This window comes from Bacillus cereus group sp. N21, assembly GCF_016483395.1.
In the GTDB taxonomy this organism is placed as follows: Bacteria; Bacillota; Bacilli; order Bacillales; family Bacillaceae_G; genus Bacillus_A; species Bacillus_A pseudomycoides.
Window position 1 is genome coordinate 1 of record NZ_JAEHBX010000363.1, and the last position, 260, is coordinate 260.

Consider the following 260-nt stretch of genomic DNA (forward strand, 5'->3'; position numbering starts at 1 on the left):
GTGTACGTCAAAATAACGAAATTCTTTACAATGAACCAGGCTGGTATTTTTTCATAGCAGAAGTTCAAAATATTCCTGCGGGCATTGGTGTCCTATATATAAATAAGGGAATTGCATCATTAGCTGCTTCTGCTACTTTGCCAGAATTTCAGCGTATAGGCTGTCACACTACATTAATTCAAAAAAGAATTGAGGCAGCTATTAAATCCGATTGTAATTTAATAATTGGACAAGCAAGGTTCGGTAGTAGTAGTCAAAAT

1 pseudogene is annotated in these 260 nt (G+C 35.4%); it reads left to right on the top strand.

Annotation, left to right across the window (positions count from 1 at the left end):
* Positions 1–260 (top strand): annotated as a pseudogene (locus JDS96_RS31200) (GNAT family N-acetyltransferase); the annotation flags it as partial.